The 19452-nt window shown below is 64.9% G+C and carries 18 protein-coding genes and 1 rRNA gene; 14 read left to right on the plus strand and 5 right to left on the minus strand.

Annotated elements, in window-relative coordinates; translation table 11 throughout:
- The first annotated feature begins 21 nt into the window (after window positions 1-21).
- Both QF031_RS21295 and QF031_RS21300 read left to right on the plus strand, forming a co-directional pair.
- On the plus strand, window positions 22-3501 hold the full coding sequence (locus tag QF031_RS21295; protein WP_307432979.1) for an ATP-binding protein: 3480 nt from the start codon (window positions 22-24) through the stop codon (window positions 3499-3501).
- A gap of 185 nt (window positions 3502-3686) precedes the next feature.
- Window positions 3687-4364, plus strand: a complete 678-nt coding sequence (locus QF031_RS21300; RefSeq protein ID WP_307432982.1) for a hypothetical protein — start codon at window positions 3687-3689, stop codon at window positions 4362-4364.
- A gap of 7 nt (window positions 4365-4371) precedes the next feature.
- Here QF031_RS21300 and QF031_RS21305 read toward each other — a convergent pair whose 3' ends face one another.
- On the minus strand, window positions 4372-4866 hold the full coding sequence (locus tag QF031_RS21305) for an FBP domain-containing protein (protein ID WP_307432984.1): 495 nt from the start codon (window positions 4864-4866) through the stop codon (window positions 4372-4374).
- A gap of 367 nt (window positions 4867-5233) precedes the next feature.
- Between QF031_RS21305 and QF031_RS21310 the strand changes: the two genes are divergently transcribed.
- The 6 genes from QF031_RS21310 to QF031_RS21335 all read left to right on the plus strand — a co-directional run bounded on the left by QF031_RS21310 (window position 5234) and on the right by QF031_RS21335 (window position 11495).
- Entirely contained in the window at window positions 5234-6322 is a 1089-nt protein-coding gene (locus QF031_RS21310) for an iron-siderophore ABC transporter substrate-binding protein (protein ID WP_307432987.1), read from the plus strand.
- A 10-nt stretch (window positions 6323-6332) separates the two neighbouring features.
- Window positions 6333-7415 carry a FecCD family ABC transporter permease gene (locus QF031_RS21315; protein ID WP_307432989.1) on the plus strand — a complete coding sequence of 361 codons (1083 nt, stop codon included), beginning with the start codon at window positions 6333-6335 and terminating at the stop codon, window positions 7413-7415.
- A gap of 98 nt (window positions 7416-7513) precedes the next feature.
- A complete protein-coding gene (locus QF031_RS21320; RefSeq protein ID WP_370874576.1) occupies window positions 7514-8509 on the plus strand; it encodes a FecCD family ABC transporter permease in 996 nt (331 codons plus the stop codon).
- Window position 8510: 1 nt separating this feature from the next.
- A complete protein-coding gene (locus QF031_RS21325) occupies window positions 8511-9338 on the plus strand; it encodes an ABC transporter ATP-binding protein (protein WP_307432992.1) in 828 nt (275 codons plus the stop codon).
- Entirely contained in the window at window positions 9335-10375 is a 1041-nt protein-coding gene (locus QF031_RS21330) for a siderophore-interacting protein (RefSeq protein WP_307432995.1), read from the plus strand. Before QF031_RS21325 ends, QF031_RS21330 begins: the two co-directional genes overlap by 4 nt.
- A gap of 256 nt (window positions 10376-10631) precedes the next feature.
- Complete coding sequence (locus tag QF031_RS21335; RefSeq protein WP_307432997.1) at window positions 10632-11495, plus strand: SGNH/GDSL hydrolase family protein; 864 nt, start codon at window positions 10632-10634, stop codon at window positions 11493-11495.
- Here QF031_RS21335 and QF031_RS21340 read toward each other — a convergent pair.
- Window positions 11485-11790, minus strand: coding sequence for a YciI family protein (locus QF031_RS21340; protein ID WP_307432999.1), 306 nt, complete (start codon window positions 11788-11790; stop codon window positions 11485-11487). The genes QF031_RS21335 and QF031_RS21340 overlap by 11 nt on opposite strands.
- A 59-nt stretch (window positions 11791-11849) precedes the next feature.
- On the opposite strand from QF031_RS21340, the gene QF031_RS21345 reads away from it, so the two are divergent.
- A complete protein-coding gene (locus QF031_RS21345) occupies window positions 11850-12335 on the plus strand; it encodes a MarR family winged helix-turn-helix transcriptional regulator (protein WP_307433002.1) in 486 nt (161 codons plus the stop codon).
- Between the two features lie 56 nt (window positions 12336-12391).
- Window positions 12392-13153 carry an SGNH/GDSL hydrolase family protein gene (locus QF031_RS21350; protein ID WP_307433004.1) on the plus strand — a complete coding sequence of 254 codons (762 nt, stop codon included), beginning with the start codon at window positions 12392-12394 and terminating at the stop codon, window positions 13151-13153.
- A gap of 20 nt (window positions 13154-13173) precedes the next feature.
- Here QF031_RS21350 and QF031_RS21355 read toward each other — a convergent pair whose 3' ends face one another.
- The 3 genes from QF031_RS21355 to QF031_RS21365 all read right to left on the minus strand — a co-directional run bounded on the left by QF031_RS21355 (window position 13174) and on the right by QF031_RS21365 (window position 16036).
- Window positions 13174-13935, minus strand: coding sequence for an FAD:protein FMN transferase (locus QF031_RS21355; protein WP_307433007.1), 762 nt, complete (start codon window positions 13933-13935; stop codon window positions 13174-13176).
- Window positions 13936-14027: 92 nt separating this feature from the next.
- Window positions 14028-14573, minus strand: a complete 546-nt coding sequence (locus QF031_RS21360; RefSeq protein WP_307433011.1) for an FMN-binding protein — start codon at window positions 14571-14573, stop codon at window positions 14028-14030.
- Window positions 14570-16036, minus strand: a complete 1467-nt coding sequence (locus tag QF031_RS21365; protein ID WP_307433014.1) for a ferredoxin reductase family protein — start codon at window positions 16034-16036, stop codon at window positions 14570-14572. The genes QF031_RS21360 and QF031_RS21365 overlap by 4 nt, the downstream gene beginning before the upstream one ends.
- 314 nt (window positions 16037-16350) lie before the next feature.
- Here QF031_RS21365 and rpmB point away from each other — a divergent pair, with 314 nt between their 5' ends.
- The 4 genes from rpmB to QF031_RS21385 all read left to right on the plus strand — a co-directional run bounded on the left by rpmB (window position 16351) and on the right by QF031_RS21385 (window position 19253).
- Complete coding sequence (gene rpmB, locus QF031_RS21370; protein WP_142118317.1) at window positions 16351-16587, plus strand: 50S ribosomal protein L28; 237 nt, start codon at window positions 16351-16353, stop codon at window positions 16585-16587.
- Window positions 16587-16754 (plus strand): 50S ribosomal protein L33, encoded by a 168-nt coding sequence (rpmG, locus tag QF031_RS21375; protein ID WP_013602737.1) that lies wholly within the window; start codon window positions 16587-16589, stop codon window positions 16752-16754. Before rpmB ends, rpmG begins: the two co-directional genes overlap by 1 nt.
- 2 nt (window positions 16755-16756) lie before the next feature.
- Window positions 16757-17062, plus strand: coding sequence for a 30S ribosomal protein S14 (gene rpsN / locus QF031_RS21380; protein WP_009358853.1), 306 nt, complete (start codon window positions 16757-16759; stop codon window positions 17060-17062).
- A gap of 667 nt (window positions 17063-17729) precedes the next feature.
- Window positions 17730-19253, plus strand: a 16S ribosomal RNA gene (locus QF031_RS21385).
- The last annotated feature ends 199 nt before the right edge of the window (window positions 19254-19452 follow it).

Below are 19452 nucleotides of genomic sequence, written 5' to 3' on the forward strand. Positions count from 1 at the left end.
TCAACCTGAAGGAGAAGGCAAGTGACCATCGCGAGCATGCTTCCGTTGGGGGACGTGACCAACCCGGGGCAGATGCGGCTTGCACTGGTGCAGGTGGTCAACTGGGGGACGTTCCATGGGGCGCACACGATGCACGTGGACCGGAACGGGACGCTGCTGACGGGTAATTCGGGCGTGGGTAAGTCGACGCTGTTCGATGCGATGCTGCGGGTGTTCGATGCGCGTCCGCGGTCGAACGAGGCCGCTGCGCAGCGTTCGGGTGGTGCCGTGGAGGACAAGCGGACCACGTTCACGTACATGCGCGGCAAGGTGGGGGACAAGGCCGTGGGCGAGGGCTCGGCGAGTGCTTTCCAGCGCCCGGGTGCCACGTGGTCCGCCGTCGCCCTGACGTTCGACAACGCCGCGGGGACGCGGGTGACGGTCTCAGCTCTGTTCGACCTGCCCAAGAACGGCACCGAGTCCAGCGTGGGCCGGTTCTACCTGATCGACAATGTTCCGCTGGACCTTGAGGCGGTTGAGGGCATCGCGGACAAGCGGTTCACCAAGGGCGCGCTGGAGACGCTCTTCCCGCACGCCCAGGTCTTCGACGTGCACAAGGCGTTCGCGGAGCGGTTCCGGCGCCTGCTGGGGATCAGTTCGGACCAGGCCCTGCCGCTGCTGCGCGTGATCCAGGCCGGCAAGGGGCTGGGCGGCAGCGTCAACACCTTCTTCCGGGACCAGGTTTTGGACGCGCCGGCAACGCTCGCCGCCGCGGACGACGTGGTGGAGGAGTTCAGCAACCTGATGTCCATCCGCCAGCGGCTGGAGGACGTGCGGCAGCAGCGTGATCAGCTGGCGCCGGTGCCGGGCCTGAACCGGGAGTACGCCCAGTCACTGCTGGACGCGAACCGGCTCCGGGAGCTGGTGGGCGGGGAGTTCGAGGCGTACCGGCAGCAGTTGTCCGTCACGGTGCACCAAAAGACACTTGCACGTTTCCGCGAGCTGGCGCAGGCGAAGGCCAAGGAACTCGGCGCCGAGAGGGCGGTCCGGGACGGCCTGGCCAAGGAGCTGCGGCAGCTGGAAACCGACTACAACAACCAGGGCGGCAACGCGATCTCGGCCATCGAGCAGTCGCTGGAGAACGCCCGGGTTGGCCTGAAACTCCGCCAACAGGTGGAGGAGGCGGCCCAGCAGGCACTGGCCGACGCCGGCCTGCAGCTTGAGTGGAGCGCCGCCGGCTGGGAGCAGGCCCACGAGCAGGCGGCAGCACGTTCCGCCGAGCTTAAGGATGATTCCCAGGCCCTGCAGGAGCTGCGGTTCGAGGCGTTCGACGCGCACGCCAGCCGGAAACGGGAGCTAGCCGCGGCTGAGCAGGAACTCATCTCGCTGAAGACGCGCAAGTCCCTGCTGCCGCCGTCAAGCATTGAAAACCGCGCCGCCATCGCGGCCGCCACCGGCATCCCTGAGGACCGCATGCCTTTCGCCGGCGAGCTCATGGACCTCGCCGAAGGACAGGAACGCTGGCGCCCCGCTGCCGAACGCGCTCTCCGCAGCCTTGCCACCACCCTGCTGGTCCCCGGCGAGCACTTCGGCGCTGTGACCCGCTACCTCAATGACCACAACGTCCGCGGCGCGCTGCGGGCCGTGGACGTCTCCAAGCCGCTCGCCGGTGGTGCGCTCGCCGTGGAGGACGCGCACGACGGCGACCTGCTGACCAAGCTGGACATCCTCGCCTCGGGCGCGGCTGCTGAGGCCGGCGCATGGGTGCGCGAACGCATCGCGCTGGACTTCGCCTACCCCTGCGTGGAGGACCCGGACGAGCTGGCCGTTATGGACAAGGGCCTCAGCCTGGGCGGCGTGGTCAAGCGCAACCGGCACACGGTGGAAAAGGATGACCGATTCAACAGCCGCCAGGATTACGTCCTGGGCTTCGACAACGCGGCCAAACTGGAACTCGTGGCCGGGCAGGTGGAGGACCTCCGGCAGGAAGTGGCCAAGGCCGCCGAACTCGCACAGAGCCGCGAGGACTCCCACCAGGGCATGAGCCGCCAGCTGGACGCCCTGCGCCGGATTGCCGAAGACGACCGCCCCTGGGAACAGGTGTCCGCCGCGGTGGCTGCTGATGAACTCACCAGGATCGAGCAGCGGCTCAAGGACGCCTTGGCTGCCCAGGCCGACCTGGAGCCGCTCCGGGCCACCATCGAGGAGGTCCGGCAAAAGCACCAGTCCAGCACCGAGTCCGCTGCAGTCCTGCAAAGCGAATACAAGGCGCTCGACCGCCAGCTGACCGCTGCCGACACCCTGCTGGAAGCCGCACGTGACCGCCTGGCCCAGGCGCCGCCGTCGGACGCCACCGTCAAAGCCCTGGAACCCTACTTCGCCGACTTCGGCGACATCACCGAAATGCACGAGCTGGATAACCTGGCCAACCGGGTCCGGACCGCCCTGCTTGGCGAACTGCACTCCGCGGAGTCCCGGGGACAGGCAACAGCCGAACGGCTCACCCGGATCTTTGAAGGGTTCGTGCGCGAGTGGGGCAGCGCCATTTCCGCGGACCACGGAACCAGCATCGGGGCTGCGAGCGAGTTCGAGGCCCGCTACCACGCGATCGTCAATGACGGCCTGCCCGCGCAGGAGGCAGAGTTCCGGCAGTTTTTCAACCAGCGCACGCACGAGTCCTTCAGCACCCTGCTGCACCTGCTGGACGAGGAACGCCGCTCCATCACCAGCCGCATCCTGCCCCTGAACGGCATCCTGTCCCAGGTGAACTTCCACGAAGGCAGCTACCTGGAACTGGACATCAAGCAGACTCTGCCGCCGACGGCCAAACAGTTCAAGGACGCCATCCAGAACGCCCTGAAGGCACGGCACGCCCGGCCGGCGAAAGCGGAAGCCGCCCGCCCAGACGGCGCCGCACCGCACAAGGACGACGACGGCGAGCTCACCGCGCGCTACAAGTCCCTGGAGACCCTCGTTAAGCGGCTCGGCTCCCAGGCACCGGAGGACCGGCGCTGGCGGGCCGAGGTGCTGGACGTGCGCGGGCACCTGTTCATCCAGTGCAAGGAGCACCGGGAAGTCACCGGAACGCCGTCAAACGGGAAACGCAGTGGCAAAAGGACCGAAGTGTTCATGCACGCGGACACCGGCTCCATGTCCGGTGGTGAGCGGCAACGGTTTACGGCGTTCATCATGGCCGCGGCCCTGAGCTACCAGCTGGGCATCGCCGAGCAGGGTTTCACCACCTACGGCACCGTGATGATGGACGAGGCTTTTGTGCTCGCGTCGGAGGAGTTTGCCGGCGCCGGGATCAAGGCGCTGCACGAGTTCGGCTTCCAGCTGTTGCTCGCGGCTCCCGAAAACGTGATCGACCTGTCCCGGCACCTGGGCTCGGTCACGGAGATCCTCCGTGACCGCCGCACCAACCGCTCGGGCGTCCTGACGGCGCCGGTGATCCGGCCCCGTCAGGGTGAGGAAGGTGCCTGGCGGTCGGAAGCGAACCCGGTGGACATCGTCCTGCGATGATCTGAGGCAGCTATATAACAAATTGGTGGAATTATTGCTCCAGCGATGGTGGCGGGTGTTTTCGTTGTGCCACTCTGGGCTTTACCAATCACACCTCGCCTGAACAAATCCCATAGGTACAGCGGGAGGCTGGGCCCGCACTGTTCCCCAAGAGAACGATGGCGTCCTCTTGAAAGGCACTTCCCATGCGCCTCCTGCAATGTGCACCGCTGACGCTCGCTGCTGTGCTGCTCTCCCTCGCGGCTTGTGCCGACGGGACCCCGGAGAACGGCGGTTCATCCCCCGCGTCCGCCGCCATTTCCACAAGGGCCCCGGACCCGGCACGGTCAATAGTTCCCGCCGCCACATCTTCCCCGGTTCCCGCGGGGCCGGAAACCTTCACCTTTCCCGATGGCCGGCTGTCCTTCAGCCATCCGGCGGACTGGACGGTGGAGGTTTTCGAGCCGTCGAAGACTCCGTACGTGGGAACGGCCACGGTTCGCGACGCCGAAGGAAACAGCCGCATCAACATCTACTACGGCCAAATCGCCGACGTCGTGGCCGGCTCTGCCATCCGGACCGTCATCGAAACAGACCCTGTCCTGGGCCTCCGGGACCATTCTGTTCCCACGCCGCATTCCTCGTTCTTTGTGGACCGCAGTGAAGCCGCCGCAAGATACCGCATGGAACTCACGGCCGGACTGCCCGTTTCCCCGGACGGGCAGGTTCGGGAAGGCCCGGTGCTGCTTGGCGACCGGGTCCTGAGCGCGGACGTCCTGTTCGACGCGCAGCCGTTCACCGACGATGAGGCGGCGAAGGCCTGGTACTGGGGTGCTGAAGGCCAGGCGCTCAAAGCGGTGCTGATGAGCTTCTCGTACCGCTGACCGGCACTTATTTGGCCTGCACCCTGGCCAGGAACTGGGCCGTGCGGTCCTGCAGACCCTGGATCTGGCGCTCCACCACGGCAGCCGGGTCGGGGTTGATCTCGTTGACCGGGGGTTCCTTGCGGACGTTGCCGCAGCAGAGGAAGTCGGCGCAGATCAGAGTGCCCACGGTGTTGCCGTCGCGTCCGGACTGGCCGGCGCGCTTGGCGACCCAGAGGAGCACGTCCTCCTTCGAAAACACGTCGTGGCAGAGCTCGCACAGCACGGAGCGCTTCTTCCTGGCCCCTCCTTCGGGTGCCCGGAGCATCATTCCCGTGAGGCCTTTGGGCCCGGGAACCACCAGGTAGCCGCGGAGCGGCATCTTCTGGTCGCGCCATCCCAGGAACTCCAGGTTGTCCCAGTCGAGGGAGTCGAAGTTCTTGGGCAGGGTGAGCTTCGCGGCTTCCGAGCGGCTGGCGTTGACGAAGGATGAACGGATCTGTTGAGGCGTGACTGATTGCATGGCTGAACTTTCGTGAAAGGTGGGCGGCCCGGAGGCGGGCCAGGGGTAACGGGGGAGTCAGTCAGTCTCCGCGGTGCAGGCCAAAGCGGCCACCCCGCTTTCCACGGCAGCGGCGGCCCAGCTGGCCTTCTGCGTGCTCATTGTTCCCGTTGTCCTGTTCCTGTCAGCATCCCGGTGTTCTTGCCGCCGGACCGGCAAGGCCATCCTGCCAAATCAATCGCCACCTGTCCAAGGAACTGCCCCGGGGGCCGCCCGGGAGTTGTGCGCTGCGTCACTTAGGAAGTATTAGGTGACAAAACATTTGCGTAATTGCCGTTTACATAGGTTAGCCTTACTTAAGTTTTCACCAGCCTGATCAAGGAGCACCGTGACATCCCCCCTCTTTCCCGGCCCCCTTTCCACCCGCCGGACCCTCTTTTCTTCCGCCGGCAAGGCCGCAGCAGCGCTGGCGGCGGCAACGCTTACGCTTTCCGCGTGCAGCACGGGGCCCGCCTCACCGGTTTCGGATGCAACCAGTTCCAGCAGCAGCCCTGCCTTCCCCGTGACCATCCAACACGTGTACGGCGAGACCACCATCGACAAGCAGCCCACCCGCGTTGCCACCGTCTCCTGGGTGAATGACGACGTCGCCATCGCCCTCGGAGTAGTACCTGTGGGCGTTCCCAAGAACGAGTGGGGCGGCAACGACAAGGGATCCACCCCGTGGAAGGACGCGGCCCTCGAGGAACTGGGCGCAGGTTTCGGTTCGGCCAAGGCACCGGTGCAGTATTCGGAGGCGGACGGCATCAACTTCACTGAAATCGCCAAGCTCAGCCCGGACGTAATCCTCGCCGCCTATTCCGGCCTCACGGAAGAGGACTACAAAAAGCTCAGCGGGATCGCGCCCGTGGTGGCCCACCCGGAGGTGGCCTACGGAACCTCCTGGCAGGACGCAACCACCATTATCGGAAAGGCCCTTGGCAAGGACGCCGAAGCGGCCAAACTGGTTTCCGACACCGAGGCCGCCGTCAAGGAGAAGGTTGCCCGGTACCCGCAGATCCAGGGCAAGAGCTTCATTTACGGCAACCTGGAACCCGCCAAGGGCGACGGCGTGAACGTCTACACCGCCAACGACAACCGGCCCCGCTTCCTCAGCGAAATCGGGATGAACCTTGCGCCTGTAGTGGCAAACAACTCGAAGGGCTCCAAGGAGTTCTACATCCCGTGGTCAGCAGAGAAGGCCAACGAACTGGACTCTGACATCTTTGTCACCTGGGTTCCCGACGCCTCCACAGCTGACGCCATCAAGGCTGATCCCCTGCTTGGCCAGATCCCGGCGATCAAGAACGGCGCCCTGGTGGCCGACTCGGACAACACCCTGACCCTTTCCATCTCGGCCTCGTCACCGTTGAGCCTGCCGTGGTCCCTGGACACGTTCCTGCCCCAGCTGGCGAGCGCCGCGGATGCAGTGAAGTAGGCGCACCTCCATGAGTACGACGACGGCACACCCGGCCGCGGGTACAGGCACCGCGGTGCCGCCCAGCGCAGCCGCTGGTCACCTCCGCGGTGATGCGTCAGGAAGGAAACGGGCCGCCTGGCTGGCTGCCGCCGTCGTCGTGCTGGTGCTCATGGCCGGCACATCGCTGGCCGTGGGCGCCCGTGACGTTCCCCTCGGCACTGTGTGGCAGGCGCTCACAGCGTTCGATCCCGCAAACGGGGACCACGCCGTGGTGCAGGCCCGCATCCCGCGGACCGTCCTCGGCCTGCTGGCCGGAGCCGCCCTGGGCCTGGCAGGTGCTGCCATGCAGGGGGTGGCGCGCAACCCACTGGCCGATCCCGGCATCATCGGAGTCAACGCCGGAGCTGCCCTGGCGGTGGTCACCGGAATCTACCTGTTCGGCGTCACCACCTTCACCGGCTACATCTGGTTCGCGTTCACGGGGGCCGCCGCGGCCGCCGTCGTGGTGTACCTCATCGCCTCGCTGGGCCGGGACGGTGCAACGCCGGTGAAGCTCGCGCTCGCGGGAGCCGCACTCAGCGCAGGGCTGTCCTCGCTCATGAACGTCATCCTGGTCTCCAGCCAGGACACGCTGGACCGGTTCCGCTTCTGGCAGGTGGGCGGCATCGCGGGCCGCGACTGGTCGGTACTCCGGCCGGGTTTGCCGTTCCTGGCGGCCGGTGCACTCATCGTGCTGCTGGCTGGACGGACCCTCAACAGCCTTGCCTTGGGGGACGACGTTGCCCGCGGGCTGGGCCAACGGGTAGGCCTGTCCCGCGCGGTGGTGGCCCTGGGGGTGGTCCTGCTGTGCGGCACGGCCACCGCGCTGGCGGGGCCCATCGGCTTCGTCGGCCTGGTAATCCCGCACGCGGTCCGCTTCCTCACCGGCCCGGACTACCGCTGGATCCTGCCGTTCTCCCTGGTCGCTGCCCCGGCACTGCTGTTGGGCGCGGACGTGATCGGCCGGGTGGTGCTGCTGCCTGGGGAGGTCCCGGCCGGCATCATGACCGCACTGCTCGGCGCGCCGGTGTTCGTCTGGCTGGTCCGCCGCGGGAAAGGGGCAGGGCTGTGACCGGCGTTGCGCTATCAGATATGGCTGCCAAAACCGGTCCTAAAGGACCAAAAGTGATGGAGCAACGCGGGGGAAGGAGGCGACTGCACCGGACCGCAATGCTGGCTGCCACCGTGGTGCTGATGTTCTTCGCATCCGTCCTGCTGGGCAGCTACACGGTGACGATCCCGGATTTCTTCACCATCGTCATCAACCACCTGACCGGCGGGCCCAAGATCCCCGGCGCCAGCTTCATCGTGATGGAGAACAAGCTTCCCCGGGCCGTCATCGGCACCCTGATCGGGATCGCATTCGGCCTGGCCGGCGCCCTGTTCCAGACCATGCTCCGCAACCCCCTCGCCAGCCCCGACGTCATTGGCATCAGCTCGGGGGCCAGCGTGGCGGCGGTTGTTGCGATTGTCATCTTTGGCGCATCCGGTGCCGCTGTGTCCGGCGCGGCACTGGCAGGTGCCCTGGCCGTGGCAGCCCTGATCCACGCGATCTCCCGCAGCGGCCGCGGAGGCGGCAGGGGAAACACCGCCGGAAACCGCCTGGTCCTGGCCGGGGTGGGGATAGCGGCCGCACTGCAGGCCGTGGTCAGCTTCCTGATGACCCGCGCCGACATCCGCACCGCCGCGGACGCACTGGTGTGGCTCAACGGATCCCTGAACTCCGCCAACTGGGACCGTGCCGGCATCCTTGGCATGGCGCTCGCGCTGCTGCTCCCCGCCGTCGCGCTCGTCGCCGGGCCGTTGCGCATCCTGGAACTGGGGGATGACGCTGCCGCCGGACTGGGCGTGCCAGTAAACAGAGCCCGGCTGGTCCTGGTGGTCATTGCCGTGTCGTTGGCAGCAGTGGCGACGGCGGCTGCCGGCCCGGTCTCGTTCGTCGCCTTCCTTGCCGGTCCGATCGCCCGCCGCTTCACCGGCAAAGCCAGCCTGCCGGCGTCGGCCTTTGTGGGTGCCCTGATTGTCCTGGCCGCCGACTACTGCGCTGCCAAACTTGCGCCCCTGCTGCTGGACGGCACCGTCCTGCCGGTGGGCGTCATTACCGGCGCGCTCGGCGCACCGTTCCTGCTGTGGCTCCTGGTCACGGCCAACCGAAAGGATGCCTGAAGTGGCAGTTCTCGAAGCCCAGGACCTGACCCTCAAATACGACCAACGCTGCGTGCTGGATGGGCTGAGCGTCCGGATTCCGGAAGGAAAGGTGACCATGATCGTGGGCGCCAACGCCTGCGGTAAATCCACGCTGCTGCGCGGCCTGTCCCGGCTCCTGAAACCCGCAGCCGGCGCCGTGACCCTGGACGGCAAGGACATCCATTCCCGCCCGGCACGCGAACTGGCCCGCACCCTGGGCCTGCTTCCCCAGCACCCCAGCGCCCCGGACGGGATCACCGTCCGCGACCTGGTGGGTCGGGGACGCTACCCGCACCAGGGCTTCTTCCGGAGCTGGAGTGAAGGGGACTCGTCCCTACACGATCTCGCGGTGCAGCGGGCGCTGGAAGCCACCGGAACGCTGGAGCTCGCCGGGCGGGACGTGGACGAACTGTCCGGCGGCCAACGGCAGCGGGTCTGGATTGCCATGGCACTCGCCCAGGAAACGGAAATCCTGCTGCTGGACGAACCCACCACCTACCTTGACTTGGCGCACCAGGTGGAAGTCCTGGACCTGGTGACGGACCTGAACCGCAGCCGGGGCACCACCGTGGCCATCGTCCTGCACGACCTCAACCTGGCCGCCCGCTACGCAGACAATGTCATCGCCATGAAGGACGGAGCCGTGGCGGCCATGGGGTCCCCTATTGAGGTGGTTACGGAAGAGCTGGTCCGTGATGTTTTCAGGCTTGAGTCCCGTGTCATTCCCGACCCCGTCTCCGGCACCCCGCTGATTATTCCCATCGGCCGCCACCGTGCCACCGCCAACGAATTGGAGCTCGTTTCATGAAGATCCGGGAAAGCGCCGCCACCCAGCCAATGAGCCTTGCCTTCGAGGTGGCCGTATCCGCTGTCCAGCAGCTGAGCCCCACGTTCCGCAGGATCACCTTCGGCGGCTACTGCCTGCGAGACTTCGGCGTCCTCGGCCACACCCTGGACCTGCGGATCAAACTCCTGATCCCGTCAAAAGCCCCGGATGGCGTGGAACTTCCGCTCCCCACCTTTGAGATGAGCCAGGCCGGTTGGTACCGGGACTGGCTGGCCATGGACCCGGAAGTGCGCGGCTCCATGCGCACCTATACGGTCCGGGAGGCGCGGCTGGATGCGGTGTACCCGGAGATCGACGTCGACTTCGTGATGCATAGCGACGAGCACGGAGGCGCCGGGCCAGCCGCGGACTGGGCATCCAAGGCCAAACCCGGTGACCCGCTCACCATCATCGGCCCGAACAACCGGGCTGCGCACTGCGTCACCGCCGAAACCTATTCCGGCATCGAGTGGCGCGCCGGCATGGCCCAGCGCGTCCTGCTCGCCGGCGACGAAACCGCCGTCCCCGCCATCTCCGCGATCCTGGAAACCCTCCCGTCTTACATGAGTGGCCATGCCTTCCTGGAAGTTCCGCAGGCCGGCGACTTCCTGGAACTCAGCTCTCCGGCGGACATCGAAATCACCTGGCTGGCCCGCGGTGCCGCACTCGGCCGGTCCAGGCCGCACGGCCAGCTGCTTCAGGAGGCTGTCCGCAACGCTGTCCCCCTGCCGGGTTGGGTGGGCATCAGAGCGGACGACGGCGGGGCGGGGCTTGAGCCCGAAGACGTCAACGTAGATGAGGACATTCTCTGGGAGACGCCAGCACGTCTGGACACCGCGGAGATCAACGCCACCAGGAACCCGCACCTGCCCGCCGGCGCACTGCCCTTCTACGCCTGGATCGCCGGCGAAGCAGGGGTGATCAAGGAGCTGCGGCGGTATCTTGTGCGGGATGTGGGGATTGACCGGAAGCAGGTGGCGTTCATGGGTTACTGGCGGCAGGGCAAAGCCGAAGGCTGACTCCGGCTCTCGCCGGGGCGGGAGGCACATCCTCTGCGTGCTCGCTCGTTCCTCGCTTAGACGCACGCTGCCGGATGTCCCTCCCGCCCCGGACGTTCGCTCACCTTTCGCACTTTTCCCTGCGACGCCCCACCAGGTTTTGCAGGTTTTTTCGCAACGCCCGCTCACTTTTCGCGGGCCAGACTCAAACGCGCGCTCACTCGCTGTTCATCCCGACGTCGTACTTGCGTTGGTTTGTTTCGCTACTTTCTTGCCTGTGCCCTCTGATCCCTTGCTTCCTGACTCCGGGCGGCGGGTGTTTGTTGCCCTCGGTGACTCCTTCACTGAAGGGGTGGGGGACCGGGATGAGCGGCTGCCCAACGGGGTGCGAGGGTGGGCTGACCGGGTGGCGGAAAAGCTGGCCAAGGCGCAGCCCGGATGGAAGTACGCCAACCTGGCCATCAGGAGCAAGCGGCTGCGGCACATCATCGACGAGCAGCTGGAACCCGCCCTGCGGATGCGGCCAACACTGGTCACGCTCTACGCGGGAGGCAACGACCTCCTGGACCTGAAAACGGACATGCCCGCCTTGCTGGCGGACTATGAGCGGCTCGTCGCGGAACTGGCGGGCACCGGGGCCACCCTTGTCCTCTTCACGGGGTTCGACGTCAAGGTTTCGGCGCTGCTGGAGCCACTGAAGAAGCGCAACACCTTCTACAACGAGCGGGTGCGGGAGATCGCGGAGAAGTACGGGTCCGTGCTGGTGGATTACTGGTGCCTCGACGCCTTCCACGACCGCAGGATGTGGGACTCGGACCGGCTCCATATGTCAAAGGCGGGCCACAAATACCTTGCCGGGCAGGTGCTGGACCAGCTGGGCGTGCAGCACAAGATCAAACCCAAGGACTGGGATCCGGCACCCAGGCTGGGCCTGCGGGAGTGGGAGCGGCGGCAACGGCGCTGGGTCCACGACTGGGTCCTCCCGCTCTTCGGCCGCAAGCTCCGGGGTGTCACGCTGGGGGATACGCTCACTCCGCGCTGGCCTCAGCCGGTGAAGGTGCCGCAGAAGGGCGGCCTGAAGAAGCTGGCCGGAGAAATGTCCGGAGGAAAGTACGACGGCGGACCGCGCCTTAAACGGTAGGCGCGGGCGGGGTGTCCAGCAGGTTTTCAAACCCCGGCGCCACCCGGCCGGCATGGAACTCCAGCACCTCGAAGTCCGCAACGCCGTTGGTATAGAACGGGTCCTGCGCGAGGCTGGCGTCGAGGGTTTCCTTCTCGGCCTGCGACAGCAGCAGCCCGCCGGTGCGCGGAATCTTGCGGCCGGCAGCGATGAAGATGCCGTCGTCGAACGCCTTCTGAAGCCAGGCTATGTGGGCGTCGTTGTGGAAGTCGACGATCTCCTGGGGCACACGGTAGGTGAGGGAGACAACATACATGCGGCAAGCCTACCGGGGCCGGAGAAGCTGGTTGAAAGATCAATCGTAGAATGGGGACCATGACCGAACCCCGCTGGCTGACCGCCGACGAACGCCGTGCCTGGCTGGCGCTGGTGAGCATCAACACGCTGCTGCCGGCGGCCTTGGATACCAAGCTGCACGCCGCGGGGAAGCTGTCGCTCTTCGACTACACGGTCCTGGCCATGCTCTCAGAGGCGGAAGACCGGTTCCTGCCCATGAGCGAGCTCGCGGCCCGCAGCAGCGCGTCCCTGTCCCGCCTTTCGCATGTGGTGACCAAGCTGCAGAAGCGCGGATGGGTGGAGCGCCGCCCGCACCCCTCCGATGCCAGGGTTACCACCGCGCACCTCACCGAGGAAGGCATGGCCACCATCGTGGGCCTGGCTCCTGGCCACGTTGAGGACGTCAGGCACCTGTTCCTCGATGCCCTGACCGAGCAGGATGTGCTGGACCTGGCCCGGATCGGCGAAAAAGTGGTGGGACGGCTGGACACTGACCACTGGATCCTGCGCGAAAAGCAGGACTGACCTGGGCATCCACCAGCCGATTGGTTGCTTTCGGCAACGGATGGCAAACTAACCGCATGGATTTCACTTCCCGGTTCGTGGCCCTTGGCGACTCCTTCACGGAAGGCGTTGGCGACGACGATCCCACACGTCCCAACGGTGTCCGCGGCTGGGCGGACCGCGTGGCTGAGCAACTCTGCGCCGCCGACCCGAACTTCGGCTATGCCAACCTGGCCATCCGCGGGAGGAAACTCCGCCAGATCCTGGTAGAGCAGGTGGATGCCGCCGTCGAACTTAATCCCACCCTGGTGACCATCTACGCCGGTGCCAATGACATCCTGCGCCCCAAGGTGGACATCGACGACCTCCTGGCCGAATACAACGACGCCGTGGGTAAGCTCGCCGCCACCGGCGCCACCGTGGTGATGTTCACCGGATTCGATGCCAGGGGTTCGAAGGTTTTCGGCACCATGCGGGGCCGCACCGCCATCTATAACGAACTGGTCCGCGGGATCGCCGGGGACCACGGCGCCCTGCTGGTGGATTACTGGCGTTTCAGCGAGTACTACGACTGGGGCATGTGGGCCCATGACCGGATGCACATGTCCGCTGCCGGCCACGCCAACATGGCAAAACGTGTCCTCGAGGTCATCAAGTACGACCACTCCATCGAGGTCCCGCCCATGACGCCCGTCCCCCAGCTGACCGGGACCGAGGCCATCCGCGCCAACGCGCAGTGGTTCCGCGAGTACGCGGCGCCGTGGGTAGTCCGCCGCGTCACGGGCAAGTCCTCCGGGGACAACCTGCAGCCCAGGTACCCACAGCTCACGCGGCTGTAGCAGGAGCTGCCGCCGGACGGTCAGGCGGGCTGGAAGCCCGGGGTTGCCAGCATTGAGCCGTCAGCCCGGACGGCCAGCACGGCAACATCCCAGCTGTCCGCAGCGCGGTTCAGCATCGGCGTCCCGCCGGCGACAATCGCCGTGGCCAGGACATCAGCCGTGACGATGTCGCCGGCTGCCACGGTCACCTGGACGAATTCGCCGGCTTCGTGGGCCTCTTTTCCCACCCGCCAGATGTGCTCGCCGCGCTCAGCGGAGCCGGACGTGGCGATCGCGCTGTGCCGGCTCTTGCCGCCGAGAGCGTAGCCGGTGATGAGGGTGCGGCGGTCGGCAGGATCCACAACGCCTGCCTTCCAGGGCTCGGCGCTGCCGGGGTGCGGCGAGCCGCTGACCAGCACGTCGCCGCCGGCATTGAGGCACCAGTCGCGCAGCCCCAGGGCCAGCAGCGTTGCTCCTGCTTCGCGAATGGCATGCCCCTTGATGATCCCTGAAAGGTCCAGCACGCCGTCAGGCCTTTCAGGGGTGAAGGCGCCCTCGGTGCGCAGCCGCCATTCATGCGCCTCGGCGTACCTCTCACGCATCTGCGCCGAGGCGTGGGGCAGCTTTAGCTCCCCGTGTGCGATCCTGCTCGCTTCCGACTCCGGACGGTACAGGCTGAAGGTGTCGTCCAACTCCCGGAAAAGACGTTCGACGACGGCGGTGGCGGCAGCCAGCTCGTCCAACCCCGGTTGCCCTTCCGCGCGGGTGTCCATGGGCATGGTGAGGCCGATGACCGTACCCATGCAGTCAAAGGTGTGGGCCTTCAGGGCGGGAGCCTTGAGGGTGCCGGCCCCGGGCAGGGGCTCACTTGAGGGTGCCGGCCCCGGGCAGGGGCTCAGAGGTTCGCTGCATCGATGGCCGCCTGGAGTGAGGTCAGGTAGGCGTCGCTGGTGATGGTGGCGCCGGTGATGGTTTGGACATTTGCTGACTGTGCCGCCAAGACCTTGCTGCGAAGCAGGGGAGCCGCACGGTCGCTGATCTGGATGGACTTGCCGTCCGTATTAGTCAGCTGGAGGGCGGTGACATCCGTGATCTTCCCGTTTGCCACCGTGATCTGGACCTGCACGGGACCGAACCGGGTCTGGACGGTGTTGCCCTTGTAGGTGCCGGAGGCTGAGGAGTTCGAGGAGCCGGAGGAACCGGAGGAACCCGAAGAGCCTGACGAGCCGGAGGACCCCGTGGATCCGTACGACCCTGCTGCCCCCGTGGAACCCGACCCGGACGAACCCGACGAACCTGTGCCGGCCGCACCCGTGGTGCCTGTCGCCGTCGTACTTGACGCGACGGTGCTGATGCCGCCCGCCTGCGTGCCCGTCTGCCAGCCCGCCAGGAGGATCCCGGCCGAGGCCAGAGCTGCTGCGACTGTTCCGCGTATTTTCACCAGTCAAACCTTTCGTGATGGATCTGTTCCTCGGGGACGCCGGCTTTCGCGGCATCCGCAATGACATTGGCCGCCCACGCCGCCGGGCCGCAGACGTAGACGTCCGCATCCGCGATGTCCGGCAGGTAGGAGGTGAGGCTGTAGCCGTTCTGCACGGCGTCCTCGGGAAGCCACGTGGAGCCGAACCGGGACCTTCGGCCCGTGAGATGGAAGAGCCGGACGCTGCGGGCCCGGCACAGGTCAAGGATTTCGCTGCCCAGGTACAGCTCCTGGTCGGTGTGGCCCCGGAGCAGGACGGTCGCCCCGCCGGGAGCAAAAGGCGTGGTTTCCAGCAGCGCGCGCAGGGGAGTGATGCCGATACCGGCGCCGATCATCACCACCTTGTTCCTCGTCCGGGCCGCCGTGCTGAGCAGGCCGTAGGGGCCTTCGAGTGCCACCTTGGTTCCCTTACGCAGCCGCAGAAGCTGGGCGGAGCCGTCACCAAGGTTCCGCACCGTGACCCGCAGTGTCCCCTGGCCGGCCGGGCCATTGAAAACCGGCTCGGCGGACAGGCTGAAGGGATGAGGGTGCCACCACAGGCCCGGGGCGAGGAAGCGCCAGATAAAGAAGCGTCCACCTGTTCCCGCCAGCTGATCCAGCTTCCGGCCCCGCATGACGATGTTCACTACGCCGGGAGCGACGGCTTCCACGCGGGCCACCGTCAGCCGGTGCCGTGCGGTGGCCAGCACCGGCTCCAGGATCCGGAAGTACACCAGGGCTGTGCCGGTGTAGATGCAGATGGCGAGCCAGTACCAGCGCTGCCAGGTGCCCGCTGCGAAGAGGCCGCCCACGCTGAACTGGTGCGGGATCGAAGTGGCCACGGCAGCGTAGGTCAGCAGGTGGACCACGTACCAGAACTCGTACGGAAAGCGCCGGCGCACAGCCACCAGGGACGTTACGACGACGGCGATGAACAGCGCCATGGAGACGAACGCCAACCACATATCGGGCACCTGCACCCACAGGTTGATGGACTCGCTGACCGGGTCCAATCCTTCGGCCATGCCGTACCCGACGACGAGCAGGAGGCCGTGTGCCAACAGGAGATAGAGGGACGGCTTGCCCAGTTTGCCGTGGAATTCCAGGGCGCGGTCATGGCCGATGGTGCGGTCGATGAAAGGGATCCTTGCGGCCAGGAGCAGCATGAGCAGGACCAGGTCCATGCCCGCCAGCCCGGCCACGATCCCCGCAGCCGTGAACAGTGCGGCGGGCGAGGTGATGTTGGTGGCACCACCGTCGGCCAGCCACAGGGCGATGGCCGCGGCAACGGATGCCCAGGCAATGACGGTCAGGAGATCCGTCCGGAGCATGCGCTGGCGGTACTGGCGGGCGAACCAGCCGCGGGCGGGTATCTTCGGTGGTGAAAGCTCCGGGCGGCCGGAGCTGCTTGCGGCTGGTGATGCCGGCAGGAGCTGCGTGTTCATGCATCAAACATGCGTGGGGAAGCTATGTCCCTGCTGTGAAAAGGGGCCAGCGGCGGCTGTGACCTTTTCGCGAGAGCCGCCACTTATACACCCGATTGGTCTTTAATTGCGTCAACTCGTAGACTTGGTAGGCGCTAAGTGCGCGGAGCGTGCGCAATTGCTCCGGTTGCCCGGTAATTTTCTCCAGGGTGGCCGGTAGTTAGGGGCTCAAGTTGCGTAACTAACCGTTGCCCGTACATTCTGTGGGTCGCACTTGGCAGCATGGTCCAGCAGCCGATATGCGGATCATTACTTTCAATTCTTGAGGAGAAGTCATGGCAGCACACTGCCAAGTGACCGGGGCCGAGCCGGGCTTTGGGCACAGCATTTCGCACTCGCACCGCCGCAACAAGCGCCGGTTCGATCCGAACATCCAGAAGAAGCGCTACTGGGTTCCGTCCCTGCGCCGTAATGTCACTCTGCAGGTTTCTGCAAAGGGCATCAAGACCATTGACGTTCGCGGCATCGACGTAGTCGTCGCCCAGATCCTGGCTCGTGGGGTGAAGCTCTAGTGGCTAAGGACAAGGACGTACGTCCCATCATCAAGCTCAAGTCGACCGCGGGAACGGGTTACACCTACGTAACCCGCAAGAACCGTCGTAACGACCCGGACCGCATGGTCCTGAAGAAGTACGACCCCAAGATCCGCCAGCACGTCGAATTCCGAGAGGAGCGCTAAACATGGCTAAGAAGTCCAAGATTGCTCGCAACGAGCAGCGCAAGGTCATCGTTGAGCGTTACGCTGCCAAGCGCCTCGAACTGAAGAAGACCCTGGTTGACGAAAACGCAACCGACGAAGCACGCGAAGCAGCTCGCCTGGGCCTGCAGAAGCTGCCCCGCAACGCGTCCCCGATCCGTCTGCGTAACCGCGACATCATCGACGGCCGCCCCCGTGGCACCTTCCAGAAGTTCGGCATCTCCCGTGTCCGTTTCCGCGACATGGCACACAAGGGCGAACTCCCGGGCATCACCAAGTCTTCCTGGTAATTCAGCACTGCTGATTCCAGCTGCTTGAGAAGGGCCGGCAACCTTAGGGTTGCCGGCCCTTCTGCGTTAACCGGTGGCCCATGAAGCTTGCCCCAGCCGGTTGATCTCGCCGGGATGCGGTGAGGCAGCACACATCAACCAATGACGACGGCAGCAGGCTGGCTTGGGCGCGTAAAGTCCGTTCTGTCGCGGAATCCCGGGGATTTCCCTGGGCCAAAGCCACGGTTTGCGGTGGACGCAGAGTCCGTGTATTGTTTTCTAAGTCGCCGCGGGGGAGACAGTGAAGAACTGATCACCGCGCGGCCAAAAACCCCGAAATCAAAGCCAAAATCTGGTTGCTCTTTAGGGCGCTGGAAATGGGTGGGGCCGGTCTTCCACTGATGAGCATCCTGAGACATGGATTTGCGTCGCAGGGTGTGATCGGGTAGGTTTGGAAAGTTGCTCCGGAGCGATCCTGAACGTTGGTTTGGGTGGTGCCGGGTGTGTCTGTTGTTTGAGAACTCAATAGTGTGCCAAGTTTGTTGATACCGATTATGTAATGTGATTGGTTGAATTTGCCGAATCGTGCCGCCCCTGTGGTATTGGTTTGGTGTTTTTGGCTGGTTTCAAATTTTGTGCAGCCTGGTTCCGCGTTATTTCCGTGGTGCTTGGTTGTGTCTGTTTTTCTTCAACGGAGAGTTTGATCCTGGCTCAGGATGAACGCTGGCGGCGTGCTTAACACATGCAAGTCGAACGATGAAACCAGCTTGCTGGTGGATTAGTGGCGAACGGGTGAGTAACACGTGAGTAACCTGCCCTTGACTCTGGGATAAGCCTGGGAAACTGGGTCTAATACCGGATATGACCGACTATCGCATGGTGGTTGGTGGAAAGCTTTTGTGGTTTTGGATGGACTCGCGGCCTATCAGCTTGTTGGTGGGGTAATGGCCTACCAAGGCGACGACGGGTAGCCGGCCTGAGAGGGTGACCGGCCACACTGGGACTGAGACACGGCCCAGACTCCTACGGGAGGCAGCAGTGGGGAATATTGCACAATGGGCGCAAGCCTGATGCAGCGACGCCGCGTGAGGGATGACGGCCTTCGGGTTGTAAACCTCTTTCAGTAGGGAAGAAGCCGCAAGGTGACGGTACCTGCAGAAGAAGCGCCGGCTAACTACGTGCCAGCAGCCGCGGTAATACGTAGGGCGCAAGCGTTATCCGGAATTATTGGGCGTAAAGAGCTCGTAGGCGGTTTGTCGCGTCTGCCGTGAAAGTCCGGGGCTCAACTCCGGATCTGCGGTGGGTACGGGCAGACTAGAGTGATGTAGGGGAGACTGGAATTCCTGGTGTAGCGGTGAAATGCGCAGATATCAGGAGGAACACCGATGGCGAAGGCAGGTCTCTGGGCATTAACTGACGCTGAGGAGCGAAAGCATGGGGAGCGAACAGGATTAGATACCCTGGTAGTCCATGCCGTAAACGTTGGGCACTAGGTGTGGGGGACATTCCACGTTTTCCGCGCCGTAGCTAACGCATTAAGTGCCCCGCCTGGGGAGTACGGCCGCAAGGCTAAAACTCAAAGGAATTGACGGGGGCCCGCACAAGCGGCGGAGCATGCGGATTAATTCGATGCAACGCGAAGAACCTTACCAAGGCTTGACATGAACCGGTAATACCTGGAAACAGGTGCCCCGCTTGCGGTCGGTTTACAGGTGGTGCATGGTTGTCGTCAGCTCGTGTCGTGAGATGTTGGGTTAAGTCCCGCAACGAGCGCAACCCTCGTTCTATGTTGCCAGCACGTGATGGTGGGGACTCATAGGAGACTGCCGGGGTCAACTCGGAGGAAGGTGGGGACGACGTCAAATCATCATGCCCCTTATGTCTTGGGCTTCACGCATGCTACAATGGCCGGTACAAAGGGTTGCGATACTGTGAGGTGGAGCTAATCCCAAAAAGCCGGTCTCAGTTCGGATTGGGGTCTGCAACTCGACCCCATGAAGTCGGAGTCGCTAGTAATCGCAGATCAGCAACGCTGCGGTGAATACGTTCCCGGGCCTTGTACACACCGCCCGTCAAGTCACGAAAGTTGGTAACACCCGAAGCCGGTGGCCTAACCCCTTGTGGGAGGGAGCTGTCGAAGGTGGGACTGGCGATTGGGACTAAGTCGTAACAAGGTAGCCGTACCGGAAGGTGCGGCTGGATCACCTCCTTTCTAAGGAGCACCTACAACCATCCGGCCTGGATGTATGTCCGGGTGTGGGGGTTGTCAGGAAGCAAGCCCGTTGCGCAGGCGATTGTCCTGCGGCGGGTGCTCATGGGTGGAATATCAACAAATAGCGGCTGTTTCTTTCTGCGCTCTTCTCTAGTACGAACCCTGGTGGTTCTGGAACGGTGGGGTGCGGGGTGGGGAT

This window comes from Pseudarthrobacter defluvii (assembly GCF_030816725.1).
GTDB classification, from domain to species: Bacteria; Actinomycetota; Actinomycetes; order Actinomycetales; family Micrococcaceae; genus Arthrobacter; species Arthrobacter defluvii_A.